The sequence below is a fragment of the Xanthomonas campestris pv. badrii genome (assembly GCF_012848175.1).
GTDB classification, from domain to species: Bacteria; Pseudomonadota; Gammaproteobacteria; order Xanthomonadales; family Xanthomonadaceae; genus Xanthomonas; species Xanthomonas campestris_C.
The window spans coordinates 4,078,101-4,096,443 of sequence record NZ_CP051651.1 but is presented as its reverse complement, the minus strand read 5'-3'; the positions used below and the strand labels follow the sequence as shown (position 1 = coordinate 4,096,443).

Annotated in this window: 12 protein-coding genes and 1 other RNA gene; 12 read left to right on the top strand and 1 reads right to left on the bottom strand. The window is 65.5% G+C overall.

Annotation, left to right across the window (positions count from 1 at the left end; all coding sequences use genetic code 11):
* Window positions 1-16: 16 nt before the first annotated feature.
* Complete coding sequence (locus HG421_RS17450) at window positions 17-1,816, top strand: glycoside hydrolase family 15 protein (RefSeq protein WP_169707464.1); 1,800 nt, start codon at window positions 17-19, stop codon at window positions 1,814-1,816.
* Entirely contained in the window at window positions 1,813-3,639 is a 1,827-nt protein-coding gene (zwf, locus tag HG421_RS17445) for a glucose-6-phosphate dehydrogenase (RefSeq protein WP_169707463.1), read from the top strand. Before HG421_RS17450 ends, zwf begins: the two co-directional genes overlap by 4 nt.
* Window positions 3,640-3,949: 310 nt before the next feature.
* On the opposite strand, the gene HG421_RS17440 is transcribed toward zwf, so the two are convergent.
* Window positions 3,950-5,767 carry a monovalent cation:proton antiporter-2 (CPA2) family protein gene (locus HG421_RS17440; protein ID WP_169707462.1) on the bottom strand — a complete coding sequence of 606 codons (1,818 nt, stop codon included), beginning with the start codon at window positions 5,765-5,767 and terminating at the stop codon, window positions 3,950-3,952.
* 612 nt (window positions 5,768-6,379) lie between these two features.
* On the opposite strand from HG421_RS17440, the gene mgtE reads away from it, so the two are divergent.
* The 10 genes from mgtE to HG421_RS17390 all read left to right on the top strand — a co-directional run bounded on the left by mgtE (window position 6,380) and on the right by HG421_RS17390 (window position 18,343).
* Window positions 6,380-7,747 carry a magnesium transporter gene (gene mgtE / locus HG421_RS17435; protein WP_169707461.1) on the top strand — a complete coding sequence of 456 codons (1,368 nt, stop codon included), beginning with the start codon at window positions 6,380-6,382 and terminating at the stop codon, window positions 7,745-7,747.
* 110 nt (window positions 7,748-7,857) lie between these two features.
* Window positions 7,858-10,566, top strand: coding sequence for a bifunctional acetate--CoA ligase family protein/GNAT family N-acetyltransferase (locus HG421_RS17430; protein ID WP_169707460.1), 2,709 nt, complete (start codon window positions 7,858-7,860; stop codon window positions 10,564-10,566).
* Between the two features lie 105 nt (window positions 10,567-10,671).
* Window positions 10,672-11,715: a DUF475 domain-containing protein gene (locus tag HG421_RS17425; RefSeq protein WP_169707459.1), complete on the top strand. Its 1,044-nt coding sequence runs from the start codon at window positions 10,672-10,674 to the stop codon at window positions 11,713-11,715.
* A gap of 602 nt (window positions 11,716-12,317) precedes the next feature.
* Complete coding sequence (locus HG421_RS17420; RefSeq protein ID WP_169707458.1) at window positions 12,318-14,828, top strand: ribonucleoside-diphosphate reductase subunit alpha; 2,511 nt, start codon at window positions 12,318-12,320, stop codon at window positions 14,826-14,828.
* A 179-nt stretch (window positions 14,829-15,007) separates the two neighbouring features.
* Window positions 15,008-16,051, top strand: coding sequence for a ribonucleotide-diphosphate reductase subunit beta (locus HG421_RS17415; protein WP_003487313.1), 1,044 nt, complete (start codon window positions 15,008-15,010; stop codon window positions 16,049-16,051).
* 176 nt (window positions 16,052-16,227) lie between these two features.
* The gene (locus tag HG421_RS17410) at window positions 16,228-16,710 is read left to right on the top strand and encodes a flavodoxin (RefSeq protein ID WP_169707457.1); all 483 of its coding nucleotides are present in this window, start codon (window positions 16,228-16,230) and stop codon (window positions 16,708-16,710) included.
* On the top strand, window positions 16,682-17,008 hold the full coding sequence (locus tag HG421_RS17405) for a thioredoxin family protein (protein ID WP_169707456.1): 327 nt from the start codon (window positions 16,682-16,684) through the stop codon (window positions 17,006-17,008). Before HG421_RS17410 ends, HG421_RS17405 begins: the two co-directional genes overlap by 29 nt.
* A 37-nt stretch (window positions 17,009-17,045) precedes the next feature.
* Complete coding sequence (locus HG421_RS17400) at window positions 17,046-17,498, top strand: DUF3592 domain-containing protein (RefSeq protein ID WP_169707455.1); 453 nt, start codon at window positions 17,046-17,048, stop codon at window positions 17,496-17,498.
* A gap of 37 nt (window positions 17,499-17,535) precedes the next feature.
* Window positions 17,536-17,937 carry an acyl-CoA thioesterase gene (locus tag HG421_RS17395; protein ID WP_169707454.1) on the top strand — a complete coding sequence of 134 codons (402 nt, stop codon included), beginning with the start codon at window positions 17,536-17,538 and terminating at the stop codon, window positions 17,935-17,937.
* 330 nt (window positions 17,938-18,267) lie between these two features.
* Window positions 18,268-18,343, top strand: a non-coding RNA gene (locus HG421_RS17390) — sX9 sRNA.

Here is an 18,343-nt window from a genome sequence, read left to right as displayed (position 1 = left end):
AGGAAGCGCCCGCACGATGAGCGTTCGTATCGAAGACCACGCCATGCTGGGCAACTGCCACAGCGCGGCCCTGGTGGACCACCTTGGCACCATCGACTGGCTATGTCTGCCACGCTTCGATTCCGATGCGGTCTTCGCTGCATTGCTGGGCGACGAGCAGCACGGGCAGTGGGCACTGGCGCCCGCAGCCGATTTCCGCAGCGAGCGCGCCTATGAAGACGACAGCCTGGTGCTGTGCACGCGGTTGATCACTGACACCGGTACGGTGGAACTGGTTGACTTCATGGCCGCCACCGAAAATGGCGAGCTGCACCAACACCTGGTGCGCATCGTGCGCTGCGTGCAGGGCGAAGTGCCCATGCACATGCGGCTGACCTTCCGTTTCAATTACGGCCGCACCGTGCCGTGGGTGACCCGTATCGATGGCGGCATCCGCGCCACCGCCGGGCCCGATCAGCTTGCGCTGCGTTCGCCACAGGAGCTGCATGGTCAGGACCTGGGCACAGAAGCCGACTTCACCCTGCGCGATGGCGAGAGCACCTGGTTCGTGCTCAGCCATGGCGCGTCGCATCTGCCCACGCCGCCGCCGATCGACCCGGAACAGGCGCGGCAACGCACCACCGCGTTCTGGCACGGCTGGGCGCGCCGCTGCAATGACGTGGGGCCGTGGACCCAGCAGGTGCGCCGCTCCCTGGTGGTGCTCAAGGGCCTGAGCTATCTGCCCACCGGCGGCATTGTCGCCGCGCCCACTGCCTCGCTGCCCGAGCACCTGGGCGGTACCCGCAACTGGGATTACCGCTATTGCTGGCTACGCGATTCGGTCTTTACGCTGATCGCGTTGCTGCAAGCGGGCTATCGCGACGAAGCTGCCTCGTTTCGCGACTGGGTCCAGCGCACCATCGCCGGGTCGCCGGATCAATTGCAGGCGCTCTACGGCATCGGTGGCGAACGCCGCTTGCAGGAGTGGGAGGCGCACTGGCTGCCCGGTTATGAAAATTCCGGCCCGGTGCGCATCGGCAACGGCGCAGTGGATCAGTTCCAGCTCGATGTCTATGGCGAGCTGATCGGCGCATTCCATTACGCCCGCGAAAAAGGTGTGGCGCTGCCGTCGGACGACGATGGCTCGTCGGCGGCATTGCTGGAAAACATCCTCGACACACTCGAAGGGCTGTGGCGTCAGCCGGACGAAGGCATCTGGGAAATCCGCGACGAGCGCCGTCACTTCGTGCATTCCAAGGTGATGGCGTGGCTGGCGTTCGATTGCGGCACGCGCGACGGCATCACCAACGCCGACGCCGCCAAGCGCGCGCGCTGGGGCGCGATCGCCGAGGAAATCCGCGCCGAAGTGCTGGAAAAAGGCGTGCACCCGGATGGTCACTTCGTGCAGAGCTATGGCTCGGATCGGCTGGATGCGTCGCTGCTGTTGATTCCCATCGTCGGCTTCCTGCCGCCGGAGGATCCACGCATTGCCGCCACCGCCGACGCGATCGCACGCGAGCTGACCATCGATGGCCTGGTCGAACGCTATCGCGCCGACGACAGTGCCGACGGTCTGCCGGCCGGCGAGGGCACCTTTCTGGCCTGCAGTTTCTGGCTGGTGGAAAACTATGCCCTGATCGGTCGCACCGATGAAGCGCGCGCGCTGCTCGAACGATTGCTGGGGCTCTGCAACGACGTGGGCCTGCTCGCAGAAGAGTACGACCCACGCGCAAAACGCATGCTTGGCAACTTCCCCCAAGGGTATTCCCACGTGGCCCTGGTCAATGCGGCATTGCGCCTGCATGGACGCATGGGCGAAAAGGAAACGCATCCATGAACGAGCAACAGACCACGCCGCCCTGCATCATCGTGGTGTTCGGCGCCCGCGGTGACCTGACCCGGCGGCTGGTGATGCCGGCGCTGTACAACCTGCGCCGCTCGGGCGCGCTCGGCGATGACTTCGCCATCGTCGGCATGGACCATGGCGACATCAGCGAACGCGCCTGGCGCACCAACATGGGCAAGGCGATGACGCAGCTGCTCAGCAGCCGCGATGCCGAATTCCAGACCGATGCCTTCGACACCGCCACCTGGGAGTGGCTACGCGAACGCATGCATTACGTGCGTGGCGACTTCACCGACCAGGGTGCCTACCAGGCGCTGGGAGGCGTGCTGGACAAGCTGCACAAGCGCTACGGCACCCAGGGCAATGTGCTGTTCTACCTGGCCACCGCTGCGCGCTTCTTCGAACCGGTGCTGCTCAATCTGGGCGAGGCCGGTCTGGTCAAGCAGCGCGAGGGAGAGGGCTGGCGCCGCGTCATCGTGGAAAAACCCTTCGGCCACGACCTGCCAAGCGCCATCGCGCTCAATGCCACCGTGGCCAAGGTGCTGCACGAGGACCAGGTATTCCGCATCGACCATTTCCTGGGCAAGGAAACCGTGCAGAACATCTTGGCATTCCGCTTTGCCAATGGCCTGTTCGAGCCGGTGTGGAATCGCGACCGCATCGATCATGTGCAGATCACCGCCGCTGAAACCATCGGCGTGGAAGGGCGTGGTCGCTTCTACGATCCCACCGGCTGTCTGCGCGACATGGTGCCCAACCATCTGTTCCAGCTGCTGGCGATGATTGCGATGGAACCGCCGGCCGCATTCACCACCGAGGCGATGCACCGCCGCCGCGCCGAAGTGATCGAAGCGGTGCGCCCGATCAAGCCGGAAGACGTGGTGCGTGGCCAGTACGCATCCGGCGCGGTCAATCGCAGTGCCGTTCCCGGCTATCGCGAAGAAGACACCGTGCCCGACGATTCGGACACCGAAACCTATGTGGCGATGAAGCTGCAGGTCGACACCTGGCGCTGGGCCGGCGTGCCGTTCTACCTGCGCACTGGCAAGCGCCTGCGCGAACGCACCACCGAGATCGCCATCCGCTTCAAGCCCGCACCGCTGGCGCCATTCCGCAGTACCGAAGTGGGCGGCTACGGCCCCGACTGGCTGGTACTGCATATTCAACCTGATGAAGGCATCTCGCTGCAGTTCGACGTCAAGCGCCCCGGCGCGCAGGTTGCGCTGGCGCCGGTACGCATGGATTTCCGCTACCGCGACTGGTTTCCCAAGGAATACACCGTGGGTTACGAGCGCCTGCTGCAGGACTGCATGAACGGCGAAGCCGGCCTGTTCCAGGATGCGGCGATGGTGGAAGGCGCTTGGCGCATCGTGCAACCGATCCTGGATGCCTGGAAACAGCCGGCCAGCGATTTCCCCAACTACGCCGCCGGCAGCGCCGGCCCCTCGGCCGCCGACGCACTGCTGGCCATGAATGGCGGCCACGCCTGGCGCGCGCTCACCCCAGGGCGCAAGCCGCCACCGCGTCGGCCCCCGGAGGTGCGTGTGGGTACGGCAACGCCGGTGAAGAAGGCCAGCAAGCCAGCCACGAGAAAGGCAGGCGCAGCGCCTGCCAAACGCGCTCCTGCAACGACCGCGAAGGCGGTGGAAGTATCACCTGGTGGGAGCACCATGCGTTCCAAGAAAGCCGTCGCCAAACGTGCGGCGAAGACAACCGCGAAGACGACAAGACGCGCGGGCATCAAGACTGCAACCGGCAACGCTGCGGGAAAGAACGCGCCAGCCAAGCGCGCAGCGCGCAAGCCGCGGAGTTGATCCATCTGCGCCGGCAGTCACGTGACTGCTGGCGTCGCTTCGGTCAACGGTCGCTTCCATCCAAGTGAGAAACGCCAGCTTATCCTGTGCCCTGGTCGCGGGATCGCTAGGGTGCATGGATGCAGTGGTGCGCGATCAACCTCGATCGTCGCGACGAGGATGTGGTGGCGTACGCGCGCTCGAACCTGATTCGTTGTTGCAGGCAGATCAGGGCAGTGTTGCCGAAGACGCGCATCGACCATGATGTGGAAAGCTGCAAGCTCTTGCAGATCTCCTCTCGAACGGATGTCGTCCCACGCATGGTGCGAGGTTATTTTTCGTGAGCCTCCGCCACCGGCACATCGTCCCCATCCACATCCGCCTTGACGTCGGCTTCGAACAGGTTCATCAGGTCGGCACGTGCATCGCGCGAGGTCTGGATCACCTTGGCTTCGTCGTCGTAGACCAGGTGCTGGCGGCGCAGCAGGTCTTCGTCGTGCTGGCGGAAGCGTTTGACGTGATCGTGTGCGAGCGCTTCACCGAGGCCGAGCGAGGTGAGGACGCGTTCGCTCAGCTCCAGGCTGGAGGCGAAGACCTCGCGGAACGGTTCTGCGCCCAGGTCCATGAGTTTCCAGGCGTGTTGACGGTTGCGTGCGCGCGCCAGCACGGTGGCTTGCGGGTACAGGCGGCGGATCAGTCGCACCGTCTTGATGTTGGTGTCCGGGTCATCCACCGCGATCACGAACACCTTGATGCGCTCGGCGCCGGCGGCGCGCAGCAGTTCCGGGCGGGTGGGGTCGCCGTAATACAACTGGCTGCCGAAGCGACGCAGGTCTTCCACCGTGTCGGGGTTGTGTTCCAGCGCCACGAACGGCACATGCCGTGCGGTGAGCAGGCGCGCGACCACCTGGCCGAAGCGGCCCATGCCGGCGACCAGCACCTTGGGCGTCTGCGCATCGATGGTGTCGAACGGGCGTTCGGACTTGGGTTCGCGCACGCGCAGCGGCCCGTTGAGGATGCGCTGCATGCCGAGCAGCAACAGCGGGGTCAATGCCATCGACACGCCCACGATGGCCACCAGACGGTCGTGATTGGCAGCTTCCAGCAGCCCGACGCGGTCGGCCTCGTTGAACACCACGAACGCGAATTCGCCACCCAGCCACAGCACGCTGCCCAGCATCAGGCTGCTGCGCAGCGGCAGCTTGGCCACACTGCCGATACCCACCAGCAGCGAGAACTTCACCACCAGCAAGATCGCCACGCCCGCTGCGATCAACCACGGCTCGGCCGCCACGCGGTGGAGATCGATCCCCATGCCCACCGAGATGAAAAACAGGCCCAGCAGCAAGCCTTCGAACGGCTCGATCTGCGATTCCAGTTCGTGGCGGAATTCCGAATCGGCCAGCAGCACGCCGGCGATGAAGGCGCCCAGGCTGGCGCTCAGGCCGGCCTCCTGCATGATCCACGCAGTGCCCAGTACCACCAGCAGCGCGCTGGCGGTGAACACCTCGGGCATGCGCGTGCGTGCCACCACGTTGAACAGATGGCGCAGCACCAAGCGTCCGCACAGGATCACCAGTACCAGGGCGGCGACCGCCTTGGCCACATCCGGCCAGGCCAGGGTGGCGTTCTTGCTGCCGCCCAGCAGCGGAATGGCCGCCAGCAGCGGGATGGCGATCAGGTCCTGGAACAGCAGGATGGCGAAGGCCAGCCGGCCGTAGTCGCTGTTCAGTGCCTTGCGCTCGGCCAGCAGCTGCAGGCCCACCGCGGTGGACGACAATGCCAGTGCCACGCCGACGATCAGTGCGCTCTTCCAGCCGAGTTGGCCCAGCATCAACAGGCCACCCAGAATCACCGCGGTCACCAGCACCTGGCTGGCGCCGGCACCGAACACCGAATGGCGCATGACCTTCAGCCGGGCTGGCGACAGTTCCAGGCCGATCACGAACAGCAGCATCACCACACCGATCTCGGCCGCACCGCTGATGCGTTCGGCATCCTGCACCACGCCGACGCCATCGGGCCCGAGCACCACGCCGGCGACCAGATAGGCCAGCACCGCGCCCAGGCCGAAGCGTTTGAACACCGGCACGGCCACGATGGCAGCCAGCATCAGCACCAGAGCCAGTTCAAGACCACCGCTATGCATGCACGTTCTCCGTTGAGGTGCTCATTATGCCGCCGGCATGCGTGTGCCGGCCTGGAACGGCGTACGCTGCGTGCACGGTGCGGGTCGGCGGTGCGCTTCCGTTCGGTGATCGCCACGGCCATGGGACACGCAGCGAGCCACCCGCAACCGCTGTCCGTCCGGTGACATCACATGGCCGCACGGCGACGATGCCTGCCTACGCCCAATTCCGGCATCGAGGCACGGTACGCCGCGTTGCGGTCGCCAGCGTAATGCCTGTTCCGGGCCGCACTGCACAGGCCACCGGAGCACACGCTCCAGGCGCTTGAGGTCTCCATGCCAGCGCAATGAGCGATGCCGCCGCGGCGCGCCAAGGTGCCAGAACCAGCCCCCCGCGCGCCGGCCTGCACGTTTGCTGAGCACGGTCTGCGCAGGGCATTGACCACGCCGACCCAGGCGCGCAGACTGCGCCGCGCCGCCACCCGGATCACCGGTCGGTGCGCACCTTTCGGAGCCCTTACTCATGTCCAGCGACAGTCACCCTAGACCCGGGTCGATGACCCAGCTGGCGCGCGCCTGAGGCTTTAGGTTCGCCGGCTGTCATCGACGACGGTCGTCACCAGGCGAACCACCATGTACAACGAAACCCTGCGCCTTGCCCAAGGCGTCGATGCACTGACCGCCCCCCTGGCCGAGCTCAACACGGCCGATGCGGTGGAATATCTCAACACCCTCGACCGCGAAGACGCCGCGCAGGTCATGGCCGCGTTGCCGCCGCCGCGTGCGGTGAAGTTGCTCGAACAACCCGAGCTGCGCGATGCCAGCGCGCTGGTGGCGTCGCTGCCGGCCGAGCAGGCCGCCTCGCTGCTCGGACAGATGGCCGACGACCGCGCCACCGACATCTTCCATGGCCTGGATGCCGACCAGCGCCAGCCGCTGCTGTGGCTGCTCAGCGCCGAGGCGCGGCTGTCGATCCAGGCGCTGATGCGCTACCCGCCCAATACCGCGGGCGCGCTGATGACCACTGAGTTCGTCGCCGTGCCGTCCGACTGGACGGTGGGGCGCACCCTGCAGCACATCCGCGACGTGGAGCGCAGCCGCGAGACCGTCTACGCCATCTATCTGCTCGACCCGCAGACCCGCGTGCTGCAGCAGGTGGTGACCATGCGCCGGCTGATCACCGGCGCTGCGGATGCGCCGATCCTGGAGGTGGCGCAGGTCAATCCGCCGATCACCGTGGACCCGGCGCTGGACCAGGAAGAAGTGGCGCGGCTGATCCGCCGGCATGACCTGCTGGCGATCCCGGTTGCGGATGCGCGCGGCCATGTGCTGGGCATCGTTACCGTCGACGACGTGCTCGATGCGCTGATCGCCGAATCCACCGAAGACGTGCACAAGTTCGGCGGCATGGAAGCGCTGGACAAGCCGTACATGCAGATTGGCTTCGGCCAGATGATCAAGAAGCGCGCCGGTTGGCTGAGCGTGCTGTTCCTGGGCGAAATGCTCACCGCCAGCGCGATGCAGCACTTCGAGGACGAGCTGTCCAAGGCCGTGGTGCTGACCTTGTTCATCCCGTTGATCATGAGCTCGGGCGGCAACTCCGGCTCGCAGGCCACCTCGCTGCTGATCCGCTCGCTGGCGCTGCGCGAAATCCGCCTGCGCGACTGGTGGAAAGTGGCGCTGCGCGAGCTGCCCACCGGCCTGACCCTGGGCGCGATCCTGGGCGTGCTGGCGATCGTGCGTATCACCATCTGGCAAAACGCCGGGCTATACGATTACGGCCCGCATTGGCAGAGGGTGGCGCTGACCATCGGCGCGGCGCTGATCGGCATCGTCACCTTCGGTTCGCTGTCCGGCTCGATGCTGCCGTTCGTGCTGCAACGCTTCGGCTTCGACCCGGCCAGCGCCTCGGCGCCCTTTGTTGCCACGCTGGTGGATGTCACCGGGCTGGTGATCTATTTCAGCATCGCCGCGCTGATCTTGAGCGGCACGCTGTTGTAGCGGCCTCGTGCCCGGGCAATCACGGATGCATGTGCGCATGCATCCGTCATCCATACCCTGAAACGCCAGTACGTGTACCGTAGTGCGATGGCATTCGCGTCCCCCGCCCGATGAGTACGTACCACCTGCAGCAGGTCTTCCGCCCCAGCACCGTCGCGGTGGTGGGCGGCAGCCCGCGCGAGCGCTCGGCCGGGCGGGCGGTGGTGCGCAATCTGCGCGCGGCCGGATTTCCCGGGCAGATCGGCTGGGTGAGCCCGCGCTATAGCGAGATCGATGGCGTGCGTACGGTGGCGCGGTTGACCGATCTGCCGTGGGTGCCGGACCTGGTGGTGATCACCGCGCCGGCGCGCATCGTGCCGCGCATCGTCTCCATCGCCGCGCGCCGCGGGGTGGCCGCGGCAATCATCCTCACCGCCGGCCTGGGGCGCGGCCCGGGCTCGCCGGCCGCGCGCATGGAAGCGGCCGCGCGGGCAAAGGGCATGCGCATCCTCGGCCCGCACTGCCTGGGCGTGATTGCTCCGCATGCGCGGCTCAATGCCAGCATTGCCGCGCACTGCCCGCAGGCCGGCGATCTGGCGCTGATTTCCGAATCCAGCGCCATTGCCGCGGCGCTGGTGGAGTGGGGCGTGGCGCGCTCGGTGGGATTTTCGGCGGTGGTGTCGCTGGGCGATACGCTGGACGTGGATTTCGGCGACCTGCTCGACTACTTCGCCACCGACTACCGCACCCGCGCGATCCTGCTGTATGTCGAACGCATCGGCGATGCGCGCAAGTTCATGTCGGCCGCGCGTGCGGCCGCGCGTGCCAAGCCGGTGGTGGTGGTCAAGTCGGGGCGCCAGTTCCGCATCAATCCCAATGCCGACACCCATGCCCAGGCGCTGGCCGGCTCGGATGCGGTGTATGGCGCCGCCTTCGCACGTGCAGGGTTGTTGCGCGTGGGTGCGCTGGACGAATTGTTTGCCGCCGCCGAAACGCTGGGCCGGCTGGGCAGTTTTCCTGGCCGGCGGCTGGCCATCCTGAGCAATGGCGGCGGGGTGGGGCAGCTGGCGGTGGATCAACTGGTGCTGCGCGGCGGTACCCTGGCCGAGCTGTCGGCCAAGACCCTGGAGCGGCTGGATCAGTCGCTGCCGGAAGGCTGGTCGCGCAGCAACCCAGTGGACATCATTGTCGACGCCGACGGTGCGCGTTATGCCGCAGCGATCGAAGCGCTGCTGGACGATCCGGAGAACGACGCGCTGCTGGTGGTCAATGTGCCCACCGCGTTCACCTCCTCGGCCGATGCGGCCAAGGCGCTGACCCGCGCGCTGGAGCAACGCAACCGCTATCAGCGCGACAAACCGGTGTTTGCGGTGTGGCTGGGCCAGGACGATGCGGCGATCGCCGCGCTCAATGCCGCGCGCGTGCCCACCTATGCCACCGAATCGGATGCGGTGCGCGGCTTCACCCATCTGGTGCGCTACCGCGAGGCGCAGGCGGCGTTGATGGAGACTCCGCCCAGCCTGCCGGAAGATTTCGTGGTGGATGCCGGCGTGGCGCGCACGCTGGTGGAAGAGGCGCTGGCCGCAGGCCGGCGCTGGCTGGATCCGGTGGCCACCAACCGGTTGCTGAGCGCCTACGGCATCCCGGTGGTGCCGTTACAGGTGGCCGCCACCGCCAACGAGGCCGCGTTGCTGGCCGACCCCCTACTGGCGGTCGGCCGCACGGTGACCTTGAAGGTGTTGTCCAGCGAGATCGCGCACAAATCCGATGTGGACGGTGTGCGCCTGAACCTGTCCAGCGTGGCGGCGGTGCGCGAAGCGGCCACCGGCATCCTGGCGCGCGCGCGCGCCGCGCACCCCACTGCGCTGGTCGAAGGGGTGATCGTGCAGCCCACCGTGCTGCGGCCCAAGGCGCGCGAACTGATCGCCGGCATCGCCGACGACCCGGTATTCGGCCCGGCGATCGTGTTCGGGCGCGGCGGCACCGCAGTGGAGGTCATCAACGACCGCGAGCTCGCGCTGCCACCGCTGGACCTGCGCCTGGCCCACGAGCTGATCGGCCGCACCCGCGTCTCGCGCATCCTCAAGGCCTACCGCGACGTGCCGGCCGCCGACGAGCGCGCGGTGGCGCTGGTGCTGGTCAAGCTGGCGCAGCTGGCTGCCGACATCCCGGAAATCACCGAGCTGGACATCAACCCGCTGCTGGCCGACCGCGATGGGGTGATTGCGCTGGACGCCCGCGTGGCGGTGGCGCCGCTGCGCAGGCTGCACAAGGGCCGCGGTCATCCGCGCTTTGCGATCTTTCCGTACCCCAAGGAATGGGAGCGCCAGATCGGCCTGGGCGATGGCACCCATGCGCTGGTGCGCCCGGTGCGCCCGGAGGACGATGCCTTGTTCCGCGCGTTCTTTGCGCGCGTCACCGACGAAGACCTGCGGTTGCGCTTCTTCCAGTCGGTCAAGCATTTCAGTCACGAATTCATCGCCCGCCTGACCCAGCTGGACTACGCGCGCTCGATCGCGCTGGTGGCCATCGACCCCAAGACCGGCGACATGCTGGGCGCGGTGCGCCTGCACGCCGATGCCGATTACGAACGCGGCGAATACGGCATCCTGATCCGCTCCGATCTCAAGGGCCACGGTATCGGCTGGCAGCTGATGCGCATCATGATCGAGTACGCGCGCTGGCTGGGCCTGAAGCAGATCGAAGGCCAGGTACTGCGCGAGAACCGCACCATGCTGGCGATGTGCCAGAGCCTGGGCTTTGGGGTACGTCCGGATCCGGAGGATGCGAGCCTGATGGCGGTGACACTGCCTATAATGGGCCAGCCGCGCCCGGCCTGATGTTGTGTCACGCCGCGGTCCCCCCTCCTCCACCGCACGCCGGACTGCCAGGCCTTGATCTGGTCTAGTGCTCCGGCTGTCGTCTCGGCCCGCCTGGGAGTGTCAATGTTTCGCGATTTCAGAATGTCGTTCGTGGTCACCGCCATCTGCCTGGGCCTGGCTGCGTGGTGGGGCCATACCTCATCGATGGGGATCTGGCAGGCGCTGTGGCTATGCCTGGTGCTGAGCGTGCTGGAAGTGTCGTTGTCGTTCGACAACGCGGTGGTCAACGCCGGCGTGCTCAAGCACATGAACGCGTTCTGGCAAAAACTGTTCCTCACCGTGGGCATCCTGATCGCCGTGTTCGGCATGCGCCTGGTGTTCCCGATCGTGATCGTGTCGGTGGCCACCGGCATGGGCCTGGTGCCGGTGATGCAGATGGCGCTGAAGCAGCCGGACCGCTACAGCCAGGTGCTGACCGACAACTACCCGTCCATTGCCGCCTTCGGTGGCATGTTCCTGCTGCTGGTGTTCCTGAATTTCCTGTTCGACCAGGAGCGCAAGCTGCACTGGCTGGGCCCGGTGGAGCGGCTGGTCGGCAAGCTGGGCAAGGCCGATGCGATGTCGGTGATCGTGGCGGTGTCGGTGCTGCTGGGCACCAAGCTGTTCCTGCCGGCCGGCATCTTCCAGAGCGTGCTGTTCGCAGGCCTGGGTGGCATCCTGCTGTATCTGCTGGTCGGCAGCGTGGATGCGCTGTTCGAAGCAGAAGAGAGCGAAGACGGCAGCATGGGCCCGGCCAAGCGTTCGGGCATCGCCGCCTTCCTGTATCTGGAAGTGCTGGACGCCTCGTTCTCGTTCGATGGCGTGATCGGCGCCTTCGCCATCACCCGCGACGTGGTGATCATCATGCTGGGCCTGGCGATCGGCGCGATGTTCGTGCGCTCGATGACGGTCTACCTGGTGCACAAGGGCACCCTGGACGAGTTCGTGTTCCTGGAGCACGGCGCGCACTACGCCATCGGCGTGCTGGCGATCATCATGCTGGTGGGCACGGTCTACCACGTGCCCGAAGTGCTCACCGGCCTGATCGGCGTGGCCTTCATCGCCGCCTCGGTGTGGTCCTCGATCCGCTACCGCAAGCGCCATCATCTCGGGCCGACCGAGATCTGAGCGATCGTCGGCGAGCTTGCGCGTCCGCTGAACGGCTGGCGGCGCCTGGTCGCGCCGGCGGATAAAAAGTGCGATCGATAGCACGCTTGGTGTCGACGGCAGGTGAGTGCTGCGTGCGAATCAGGACCCTCCCGACTTGACCTGCGCAGTCGGATTCGTCCTCCTGCCGCGCAAGGCGACCGCTCGTCAGCGCAGCCCGTTGTGCCGCAAGGCTTGTCGCAAATTGGGCACATTTGGTGTTGACCCCCTGTGGGTACCCCACTATCTTGGGGTTCGGTGGTGACCGCCCCCAAGTGGCACCGATCAGACGAAGGCGATGCGCAAGTACGAGATCGCCTGCGGCTCCCATCTCAGCGACCTGTACGCGCCCCGGCATTGCCGCGGTCGCTTCCGGCCCGATGACGGCAGCGCGTTGCCACCGAAACGCCATCATGCGACAGCACACCGCGTGATGGCGGCCGTGGGAGTTCAGGGAAATTGGTGGGTGATGCCGCCGCAGGCCATGGCCTGCGCGCTGTGCGTGCCGTGTCGCCAATGCACTCTGGACGCCGCTCGGTTGTTGCCTGCTCCGGCAGGTTCGTGTGCCTACGCATGGAGGACGCATGACCACCAACGACACCCTTTCCGCGATCGCTGCAGGCACCGCAACACCGACCAGCGTTCCGAGCAGCGCTCCTGCCAGTGTGGTTGCGCCCGCCTGCGGTGCGCCGGAAATGACCGACCCGTCGGATATCGTGCCGCCTCCCCGCCAAGCCATTGCAATGCACGCACAGACCATCGAAGAACAAACCGTCTCCACCTGGATCACCAAGGAAGCCGGTAACCGCCGGATTCCGTTCGAGCCGCAGCGCCTGGAGCGCGCCATCGACCAGATCCATGCCGAGTTCCCGCAGCTGGACGTGGCCGACTACAAGCGCTCGGTGTTCGGGTTCGTCGAGCGCAAGGACAGCGTCAACGCCGACGACCTGGTCGACCACCTGATCCGCGAGGCCGAAGCCCGCGTCGATCTGACCACCCCGGAGTGGGAACACTTCGCCGCGCGCCTGTACCTGCGCCGCCTGTACAAGCGCGCCAGCCGTAACCGCTTCTACGACGCCAGCCAGAAGTACGGCTCGTTCGTGGGCCTGCAGGAAAGCCTGGCCGACCGCAATGTCTATTCCAACGACATCCTGCGCCGCTATTCCAAGGACGAACTGATCGAAGCCGGGCAGATGATCGAGCCCGAGCGCGACAAGCTGTTCGCCTACAACGGCCTGTACCTGCTGGCCACGCGTTACCTGGCCACCGACAGCTCGCGCGGCGTGTTCGAGCTGCCGCAGGAGCGCTGGCTGACGATCGCGCTGTATCTGATGCAGGACGAGATCGGCACCGGCAAGGGCAGCCGCGAGCGCCGCATGCAGCTGGTGGGCGAGGCCTACTGGGCGCTGTCCAACCTGTACATGACCGTGGCTACCCCGACCCTGGCCAATGCCGGCAAGGTCGGCGGCCAGCTGTCGAGCTGCTTCATCGACACCGTCGACGACAGCCTGCAGGGCATCTACGACTCCAACACCGACGTGGCGCGCGTGTCCAAGCACGGCGGCGGCGTGGGCGCCTATCTGGGCTATGTGCGTTCGTCGGGTTCGGCGATCCGCGGCGTGTCCAACTCGTCCGGTGGCGTGGTGCCGTGGATCAAGCAGCTCAACAACACCGCCGTGTCGGTGGACCAGCTGGGCCAGCGCAAGGGCGCCATCGCGGTCTACCTGGACATCTTCCACCGCGACATCGAGGCGTTCCTGGATCTGCGCCTGAACAACGGCGACCAGCGCCTGCGTGCGCACGACGTGTTCACCTCGGTGTGCATCCCGGACCTGTTCATGGAAGCGGTCGAGCGCCGCGGCGACTGGTACCTGTTCGATCCGCACGAAGTGAAGCGGATCAAGGGCTGGTACCTGCAGGACTTCTTCGACGAAAAGAAGGGCGACGCCAACAGCAGCTTCCGTCGCAAGTACGAAGAAGTCGTTGCCGACGAGCGCATCACGCGCAAGACGGTCAAGGCGATCGAAATCTTCAAGCGCATCATGGTCAGCCAGCTGGAAACCGGCAACCCGTTCATGTTCTATCGCGATGAAGTCAATCGCAAGAACCCGAACAAGCACGAGGGCATGGTCTATTCGTCCAACCTGTGCACCGAGATCCTGCAGAACATGAGCCCGACGCGGATGATGCAGGAGATCATCAGCGGCAATCAGATCGTCACCACCAAGAAGGCCGGCGATTTCGTGGTGTGCAACCTGTCCTCGATCAACCTGGGCCGCGCGATCACCGTGCAGGCCGACCAGGCCGATCTGCTGGGTGCCGACGTGCTGGAGCGGTTGATCCCGATCCAGGTGCGCATGCTCGACAACGTGATCGATCTGAATCAGTTGCCCGTGCCGCAGGCCACGATTACCAATCAGAAGTACCGCGCGATTGGTCTTGGCACCTTCGGTTGGCACCACCTGCTGGCGCAGAAAGCGATTCATTGGAACGCCAAGGAAGCCGAGGACTACAGCGACGAGCTGTACGAGCGCATCAACTACCTGACCATCCAGGCGAGCATGGAGCTGGCCAAGGAAAAGGGCACCTACAGCGTGTTCCGCGGCAGCGACTGGCACAACGGCGAGTACTTCCGTGCGCGCGACTACAACAGCCCGCAGTGGCTGGAGCTGTCGGCGCAGGTGGCGGTCAATGGTGTGCGCAACGCGTGGATGCTGGCGGTGGCGCCGAACATGAGCACCGCGCAGATCGCCGGCTCCACTGCCTCGATCGACCCGATCTACAGCGCGTTCTACTACGAAGAAAAGAAGGACTTCCGTCGTCCGGTTGCTGCGCCCGGCCTGTCGCTGGAGACCTGGCCGTACTACGAAAAGGGCGCCTACAAGGTCGACCAGTTCGCCAGCGTGCGCCAGAACGCGCGTCGCCAGCGTCACGTGGACCAGTCGATCAGCTTCAACTTCTACGTGCCCAGCACCATCCGTGCGAGCACGCTGCTGGACCTGCACATGACCGCCTGGCGCGAAGGCTTGAAGACCACGTACTACGTGCGTTCCAACGACATCGACATCAGTGAGTGCGAATGGTGTTCGAGCTAAAGCGCATTCGCGCTTTCGCTCCCCACGGTTCGCGTTGCGAACCGTGGGCCCCGGCTCATTAGCATCCACACCCCGCGCCTTCGGCGCGCCCCCTGACTCAGGGGGCTTTCCTCCAGATTGATTTGTTGCGCCGCCGTTTCTGTTTGGACGCGCGACGCCTGAAACACGAGTAAAAACCCATGTCCGCAACACCGCTCGACCGCATCAAGATCCTTGAGCCGCGCAACCCCAACCGTTCGACCGGCATCATCAACGGTCAGACCTCGGGCATCCTCAACTGGAACGACATCCCGTACCCGTCGTTCTATCGGGCGTACAAGGAACTGTCGACCAACTTCTGGATCCCCGACGAGGTGGACATGAAGGGCGATGCGCGCCAGTACAACGAGCTGTCGGCGCGCGAAAAGAATGCCTACGATTCGATCATCGGCTTGCTGGCCACGCTGGACTCGCCGCAGACGCGTTTCATCTACAACGTGGCCGAATACATCACCGACCCGGCCGCGCACGCCAATGCCGCCATCATCGGCCAGCAGGAAGTGATCCATAACGAGAGCTACAGCTACGTGCTGGCCTCGATCACCGGCCTGGCCGACCAGAACCGCGTGTTCGAAATCGCGCGCACGCATCCGACCATCATCAAGCGCAATGCGCCGATCATGGGCGCCTACGAAGACTTCATGCGCGAGAAGACGGCCGAAACGCTGATCCGTTCGCTGATCCAGTCCTCGATCCTGGAAGGCATCAACTTCTACTCCGGCTTTGCGTATTTCTACAATCTGGTGCGCCAGAACCGCATGACCGGCACCGGCAAGATCATCAGCTTCATCAACCGCGACGAGCTGGCGCATTCGAAGTTCATCAGCGAGCTGATTCGCGCCATCATCGGTGAGAACCAGGCGCTGCAGGGCGATCAGCTCACCGACTACGTGCACAAGGCCTTCGAGCACGCGATCGACCTGGAAACCCAGTGGACCGCCGAAGTGCTGGACGGCATCGACGGCATCGACGTGGACGAGATGATCCGCTACGTGAAGTACCGCGCCAACAAGATGGCCGGTATGCTCGGCATCGAGAAGCTGTACGAAGGCGCCAACGACAACGTGATGCCGTGGATCAAGGCCTACGCCGACAACTTCACCGAGACCAAGACCGACTTCTTCGAGATGCGTAACGCCTCGTACAAGAAGACCAATTCGGATAACGGCTTCGACGATCTGTGAGGAGCCGGGATTCGGGAGTCGGGATTGGGGATTCGTTGAAGCGGCGGGATTAGGCATTCGAGATGTGGGATTCGTCACAGCAGCACCGCGCTAAGACAAATCGATTGACGACTTTCAATGACCTACCAGTTGCCGCCTTTGCGAATCCCTAATCCCTAATCTCCACTCCCTGCCAAATGAACATCCTGCTCGCCCTGGCATCGTTGAGCGGCAACACCCGCGATGTGGCGCGCAGTGTCGCGCTGCACTGCGAGGCGGCCGGGCATGTGGTGACCTGGGTGGAGACCGACATGCAGCGGTTGGAACAGGTGCCGCATGCGCCCGGGCAGTACGAACTGGTGCTGCTCGGTAGCTGGACCGACAACGGCGGGCGTACGCCGGCGGAGATGAAGCGTTTCATCGTCGAGCTGGTCGAGACGCTGGGCAAGCCGCCGCGTGTTGCCGTGTTCGGCACCGGGGAAACCCAGTGGGGCGAAGAGTATTTCTGCGGTGCGGTGCACCGTATGGCGCGCTTCTTCGACAGCCCGTTTCCCCGTTTGACCATCGAACAGATGCCCCACGGCCAGCGCGACGCGCAGGCCATCGCCGCCTGGACCGAGACAGTCCTGGCCCAATGCAAGAACGATCCCAATGCAGACCATTACCGTCACGTCGCCTGAGCACTACACCCAGACCCTGGCTGCGCATCCGCGCGTGCTGGTGGATTTCTACAAGGACAATTGCCCGGGCTGCAAGATGCTCGAAATGTCGCTAAACAAGTTCGCCGCGAGCGAGGACGCCACGGGCGTCGCACTTCTCAAGGTGAAGCTGGAAGTGGTGGGCGAAGACTTTTTCCGCGAGCTGGGCCTGCGGCAGACGCCGACCCTGGCGTTGTTCAAGGATGGCGCCGAAGTGACGCGTCTGCCGGGCTTCCAGTCGCCGGCGCAGGTCGAAGCGGCGGTCCGCAGCGGGCTGTGACTACAGCGGCCGCCCGCGCAAGACGCCGCGGTCCGCGATGAACCCGGTCGTCTCGGTGGTGGCCTGGAGCTTCCTGATCGCCGGGCTGGGCATGCTGCTGGGCGCGGCGCTGCTGCCGGATCAGGCGCGCTGGATCCTGGTGTTGCTGGGGGTGGCGTTTGGGGGCGTGGGAGGCGGCATCCTCGGCTATCGCGTATGGCATGCGCAGCGTGCTTCGTGGTTGCGCCAGCATGGCACGGTGGTAGAAGCGAGCTTCGTCTGCGTTGAACGCAATGCGTCCGTAGAGGTGAATGGCGTGCACCCGTTCCGTATCCTGGCCCATCGCCACGACCGCACGCACAACATCTTGATGGAGTATCGCAGCGACAACCTGTGGACCGATCCGCAGCCGTTCCTGCGCGATGGGCAATCGCTGCGCGTGTTCGTCGATCCGCAGCGACCTGCGCGTTATCACATGTACCTGAGTTTCCTGCCGGCGCTGCGCAGCTGATCGGCCGGCTTTCCTTCCTTCTTCCGGTGCCGCCCTCATGACCGACTCCATCCCCGTTGCACCGACCGAAGCCCGCATGGCCGAGATCGTCTTTCCCAACCACACCAATCACCTGGGCACCCTGTTCGGTGGGCAGGCGCTGGCGTGGATGGACAAGGCCGCGTTCCTGGCCGCCTCGCGCTATGCGCGCCGCACGGTGGTGACCGCGCGTTCGGACCAGGTGGATTTCAAGCTGCCGATCCGCCAGGGCCAGATGGTGGAAACCATCGCGCGCGTGGTGTCGGTGGGCCGCAGCTCGATCAAGGTGGAAGTGGAGCTGATCGCCGAAGACCTGCTCAGCGGCGCGCGCGAGCTGTGCACGCGCGGCCAGTTCGTGATGATCGCGCTGGATGCCGATGGCAAGCCGACCTCGGTGCCGGCGTTGCCCGCGCAGGGGTGACGGCTGCCGCTGCACGTCGCCGCGCAGTCCGCGCCAGCCACATCTGCATGCCATCGGTCTGATACCGCGTGCATGCAGGTGCCGGCGTTGCCGCCGAGACCTGTGCTGCCGGTTGGTCATGACATGGGCGCGCGCAGGTGTCGCCCGCAACGGTGAGCAATGGCTGACGTTGGCCAGGCAGGCCATCTTCGTTTCGTAGACGCCCGCTGTACTCGGGCCGGTCCCCCGCCGACGGCGGCGTGCACACTCCGCCGGACACCAACGGTTTAGAGCGGCTAACAAAACTACTGCGCAGCCGTCAGGCGGGCGCGGTCGGTGCTCGGAATCGGCATGTACCACTCGTACACTCCGGTTCCTGCGCGCCGCCCACACCCACCTGACGACTGCTCGCTACGTTCTGTTAGCC

Coding starts and splice junctions, on each gene's coding strand:
- HG421_RS17450 (WP_169707464.1), top strand. CDS start 17: ATGAGCGTTCGTATCGAAGACCACGCCATGCTGGGCAACTGCCACAGC.
- zwf (WP_169707463.1), top strand. CDS start 1,813: ATGAACGAGCAACAGACCACGCCGCCCTGCATCATCGTGGTGTTCGGC.
- HG421_RS17440 (WP_169707462.1), bottom strand. CDS start 5,767: ATGCATAGCGGTGGTCTTGAACTGGCTCTGGTGCTGATGCTGGCTGCC.
- mgtE (WP_169707461.1), top strand. CDS start 6,380: ATGTACAACGAAACCCTGCGCCTTGCCCAAGGCGTCGATGCACTGACC.
- HG421_RS17430 (WP_169707460.1), top strand. CDS start 7,858: ATGAGTACGTACCACCTGCAGCAGGTCTTCCGCCCCAGCACCGTCGCG.
- HG421_RS17425 (WP_169707459.1), top strand. CDS start 10,672: ATGTTTCGCGATTTCAGAATGTCGTTCGTGGTCACCGCCATCTGCCTG.
- HG421_RS17420 (WP_169707458.1), top strand. CDS start 12,318: ATGACCACCAACGACACCCTTTCCGCGATCGCTGCAGGCACCGCAACA.
- HG421_RS17415 (WP_003487313.1), top strand. CDS start 15,008: ATGTCCGCAACACCGCTCGACCGCATCAAGATCCTTGAGCCGCGCAAC.
- HG421_RS17410 (WP_169707457.1), top strand. CDS start 16,228: ATGAACATCCTGCTCGCCCTGGCATCGTTGAGCGGCAACACCCGCGAT.
- HG421_RS17405 (WP_169707456.1), top strand. CDS start 16,682: ATGCAGACCATTACCGTCACGTCGCCTGAGCACTACACCCAGACCCTG.
- HG421_RS17400 (WP_169707455.1), top strand. CDS start 17,046: ATGAACCCGGTCGTCTCGGTGGTGGCCTGGAGCTTCCTGATCGCCGGG.
- HG421_RS17395 (WP_169707454.1), top strand. CDS start 17,536: ATGACCGACTCCATCCCCGTTGCACCGACCGAAGCCCGCATGGCCGAG.